Source organism: Sinomonas sp. G460-2, assembly GCF_047759905.1.
In the GTDB taxonomy this organism is placed as follows: Bacteria; Actinomycetota; Actinomycetes; order Actinomycetales; family Micrococcaceae; genus Sinomonas.
The window spans coordinates 1-4,588 of the sequence record NZ_JBKZWT010000289.1 but is presented as its reverse complement, the minus strand read 5'-3'; the positions used below and the strand labels follow the sequence as shown (position 1 = coordinate 4,588).

Annotated in this window: 4 protein-coding genes; 3 read left to right on the top strand and 1 reads right to left on the bottom strand. The window is 67.4% G+C overall.

What is annotated here, in order from left to right; translation table 11 throughout:
• Nucleotides 1-73: 73 nt before the first annotated feature.
• Nucleotides 74-916: a Bax inhibitor-1/YccA family membrane protein gene (locus ACLN58_RS18245; RefSeq protein ID WP_415856662.1), complete on the bottom strand. Its 843-nt coding sequence runs from the start codon at nt 914-916 to the stop codon at nt 74-76.
• 368 nt (nt 917-1,284) lie between these two features.
• On the opposite strand from ACLN58_RS18245, the gene ACLN58_RS18240 reads away from it, so the two are divergent.
• The 3 genes from ACLN58_RS18240 to ACLN58_RS18230 form a co-directional block, all read left to right on the top strand.
• Nucleotides 1,285-2,595: a branched-chain amino acid ABC transporter permease gene (locus tag ACLN58_RS18240; protein ID WP_415856663.1), complete on the top strand. Its 1,311-nt coding sequence runs from the start codon at nt 1,285-1,287 to the stop codon at nt 2,593-2,595.
• A gap of 9 nt (nt 2,596-2,604) precedes the next feature.
• Nucleotides 2,605-3,573 (top strand): branched-chain amino acid ABC transporter permease, encoded by a 969-nt coding sequence (locus ACLN58_RS18235; protein WP_415856661.1) that lies wholly within the window; start codon nt 2,605-2,607, stop codon nt 3,571-3,573.
• Nucleotides 3,570-4,588: ABC transporter ATP-binding protein (locus ACLN58_RS18230; protein ID WP_415856660.1), on the top strand; the 1,019-nt coding region annotated here is incomplete at its 3' end. The genes ACLN58_RS18235 and ACLN58_RS18230, both read left to right, overlap by 4 nt.

Sequence of the window (4,588 nt, the reverse complement as noted above, 5' to 3'; positions counted from 1 at the left end):
CCTGCCGCGCGCAACGCCGGGCCAACGCCTCCCACGAACGACGCCCGGGCCGCTCTCGTCGACGACCGCGGCGCTAGTCGTTGCTGTTGAAGATCGCGAGGAGCCGCAGGATCTCCGTGTAGAGCCACACGAGCGTGACCGTGAGACCGAACGCGGCGGTCCACGAGACGCTCCTCGGAGCCCCCGCCCGGACGGCCTTCTCGATGCTGTCGAAGTCGAGGATGAGCGAAATGGCCGCGAGGACCACCGCCACGAGCCCCACGATGACTCCGAGAGGAATGCCGAAGATGTGCACGCTGCTCCGGAGCCCCCACGCCCCGGTCTGCGGGGCGAGGAACATGACGAACAGGTTGACGATGCTGAACGCGAGGTAGCCGAGCATCGCGATGAGGAAGAACCTCATCAGGCCGGGGGTCGCGCGAACCCGACCGCTCTTGTAGAGGAACAGGGTCACGCCCGCGACCGCGAACGTGCCGAGGACCGCCTGGAGGCCAATGCCCGGAGCGGCCGCGTCGAGGATTCGGGTCAGGCCGCCGAGGAACAGGCCCTCGAGGGCGGCATACGCGAGGATGAGTGCCGGGACCGGCTCACGCTTGAATGTGTTGACGAGCGCGAGCACGAAGCCGCCGATTGCCCCGAGGACCATGAGCCCGAGCGCCGCCCCCAGCGGCAGGGCAAGCGTGACGGCCGCGCCGACGATCACGGCGCCAAGGCACGCGAGGGTCTTGACGATGACGTCGTCGTACGTGACGCGTCCCATCTGCGCTGGTCCCGCGGCCGGTGCGCGGTACAGCTCGTCGAGCTGCTCGGCGCTCATGGCCGGCTGCCCGTAGGGCGAACGCGGGATGGGCGGGGCGGTCGAGACGGCCCCCTTGAAGTTCTTTCCCCGGAACACGGGGTTGCCACCGAAAGCCATGGAAGACTCCTGTACTCGTAGGGTGCGCGTGTGAGGTGTGCGAGTGGCGCTTCACGAGAAACGCTATCAAGAGCACGAGCGCCGAGACGCCGAAGTTCCACCACGGACCTTCGCAGGCTGCTCCTGAAGCCTCCCAGCCGACGATGTGAGCAAGTCGTTACCGGATCTCAACCTGCGGTGGGTTCCCGCCCCACTGCTGGTCGGCTTCTCGCGGGTAACATGACCTTCCAGCAGGTGAGATGCGTCACAGTCGCACCGTGCATCCTGCCTGCGGTCAGACCGCATCGCTGGCAAGTCGCCAGCCTGGCCCCGGAACCACGGAGGTCCACATCGTGTATAGACGAGCATTAGCCGCCCACCCCTCGCGGCTGAGGCGAGCGTTTTCGGCGGGAGGGGTCCTCGTGGCCCTTCTGGTGGGGCTGCTCCTGGCGTTCGCGCCCGCAGCCGAGGCGACCACCCCGCCGTCGCCCTCCCCCAGCGGGAGCGCGTCGCAGTCGCAATTCCAGAACACCATCTCAGGGTTCCTGCGCAACAACGGTCAGCCGCTCTCGGGCGTGAAGATCACGGCGAAGGGCGGCGGCTTCGAGGGCAGCACCACATCCTCCGCGAACGGGGCATGGAGCATCTCGGTGCCAAGCCAGGGCAGCTACCAGCTGACCCTCGACGAGTCGACCCTTCCCTCGGGCGTCAAGCTCGCGGACGGGCAGGACAACCCGCGCACCGTCACGTTCAACCAGACCTCCAACGTGAGCACGATCTTCGCGTTCGGCGCGGGCATCACCGTGCATCAGGTGAGCTTCCTCGGGAGCCTGCTCAACAGGCTCGTCGCGGGACTGAGCTTCGGACTCCTGCTCGCGCTCTCCGCCGTCGGCCTCTCCCTCATCTTCGGCACCACCGGCCTCACGAACTTCGCCCACGGCGAGATGGTGACGATCGGCGCCGTCGTCGTCTTTTCCCTCAGCAGCATCGGGGTTCCCCTCTGGCTCGGGATCATCGGCGGCCTCGTCGCGGGAGCCGGCTTCGGCTATGTCCAAGACGCGTTCCTTTGGAAACCGCTGCGGCGACGCGGCACCGGGCTCGTTCCCATGATGATCGTGAGCATCGGCCTCGCGCTCGCCGCCCGCTACGTCATCCTGTTCTTCTTCGGCGGCGCGACCCAGCAGCTCCCCGGGGCCCAGACCACGGACATCGACCTCGGTCCCGTCTCGGTGTCGCCCAACAACCTCGTCTCGCTCCTCATCTCCGCGATCGTCATCGGGCTCATCGGGTTCCTCCTCCTGAGGACCCGGATCGGGAAGGCAACCCGCGCCGTGGCCGACAACCCGGCCCTCGCCGCGGCGAGCGGCATCGACGTCGACCGCGTGGTGCGGGTCGTGTGGGTGACCGGCGGCCTGCTCGCCTCGCTCGGCGGCATCCTGTGGGCCTACTACCGCCCCGGCGTGACGTTCAACATGGGCCAGCAGATCCTGCTCATGATCTTCGCCGGCGTGACGCTCGGCGGCCTGGGCACGGTGTTCGGCGCCCTCGTCGGCTCGATCGTCGTCGGCATCTTCGTGGAGCTCACGACCGTCTTCGGTCTGACCTCCGATCTCAAGTACGTCGGGGCGCTGGTCGTCATGATCCTCGTGCTCCTGTTCCGGCCGCAGGGCATCCTGGGCCGCCGCGAGCGAGTGGGCTAGGAGGCTCCCATGGATTTCGGAGAAATCTTCAACGAGGCCATCGGCGAGATGGTCAGCCCGACGACGGCGGCCTACGCGCTCGCCGCGCTTGGCCTCGCCGTGCACTTCGGCTACTCGGGCCTGCTCAACTTCGGGCAGGCGGGCTTCATGGCCGTGGGCTCGTACGCGTTCGCGATGTCCACGATCCACTTCGGCGCACCGTGGTGGCTCGGGCTCCTCATCGCGGTCGTCGCCTCGAGCATCTTCGCGCTGCTCCTCGGCATCCCGACACTGCGGCTACGCGCCGACTACCTCGCAATCGTGACGATCGCCGCCGCGGAGATCATCCGCTACGTGGTGACGACGAACAGCCTCACGGACGTCACGGGCTCCGCGAACGGCCTCGCGGGCTTCCGCCAGGACTTCCTGAAGCTCAACCCGTTCCCGCAGGGGACCTATCTCGGCTTCAGCAGCAACGACTTCTTCTACCGCGTGGTCGCGTGGGGGTTCGTGATCATCTTCGGCCTCGGGGTCTGGCTGCTCATGCGGAGCCCTTGGGGCCGCGTGCTCAAGGGCATTCGCGAGGACGAGCTCGCAGTGCGCTCGCTCGGCAAGAACGTCTACGCCTACAAGATGCAGGCCCTCGTGATCGGCGGTGCATTCGGCGCCCTTGCGGGCCTCGTCTTCACGCTGCCCCGCGACGTCGTCCAGCCGGCCAACTACGGAACCGAGCTCACGTTCTTCCTCTGGACCTGCCTCCTGCTCGGCGGCATGTCCACCGTGCTCGGCCCGGTGATCGGGGCCATGCTCTTCTGGGTCGTGCTCTCGCTCACCCAGAACATCCTGTTCGGGCTCATCCAGATCGGCACGCTCCCGTGGCTCAACCCCTCGCAGGCCGGGCAGCTGCGCTACATCCTCGTGGGCGTGGCGCTCATGTTGCTCATGATCTTCAGGCCCCAGGGCGTGTTCGGCAACAAGAAGGAGCTTGCGTTCTCATGAGCGAAGCCGAGAAGACGGCTGGAGCCGTCGACTACATGACAGACTCGCGGCCCATCGTGGACGGAGAGGCGGGCCCGGGCTGCAAGAAGCGCGATCCCATCGTCGTCGCGGACAACGTGAGCCGCCGCTTCGGCGGCATTACCGCTGTGGACGTCGAGCACCTCGAGATCCCGCGCCACAAGATCACCGCCCTCATCGGGCCCAACGGCGCGGGCAAGACCACGCTGTTCAACCTCCTCACGGGGTTCGACACACCCAACTCCGGAAAGTGGCAGTTCGAGGGCACCAACCTCGCCGGGATGTCTTCGTACAAGGTGGCGCGCCTCGGCATGGTCCGGACGTTCCAGCTCACGAAGGTCATGGGCAAGCTCACGGTCCTCGAGAACATGCGCCTCGGCGCGTCCGAGCAGCCGGGCGAGAAGCTCCGCAACGCCCTGTTCCGTGGCATTTGGGGCGGGCGCGAGAAGGTCATCACCGACCAGGCCTCGGTCCTGCTCGAGAAGTTCAAGCTCGACACGAAGCGCGACGACTACGCCGCGTCTCTCTCGGGCGGCCAGCGGAAGCTGCTCGAGATGGCCCGCGCGCTCATGGTCCGGCCCAAGCTCGTGATGCTCGACGAGCCCATGGCAGGCGTCAACCCCGCGCTCTCCCAGAGCCTGCTTGACCACATCAAGAACCTCAAGTCCGAGGGCATGACCGTGCTGTTCGTCGAGCACGACATGCACATGGTCCGGCACATCGCGGACTGGGTCGTGGTCATGGCAGAGGGCAAGGTTGTCGCTGAGGGGCCGCCCGCCGAGGTCATGCGGGACCAGGCCGTCATCGACGCCTACCTGGGCGCCCACCACGACGTCGACCTCGGCGCCGCGGGCGGCGTCAAGGAGCTCGAGGCGGAACTCGCCGCGGACGACGAATCCGTGGTCGGGACCTCCGACGCCGGGATCCTGTCCGAGAACCACGTCCTCGCCGAGGAGGCCGAGACGCTCTCCGTGCGGCACCCCGAGGCGGATCCGAC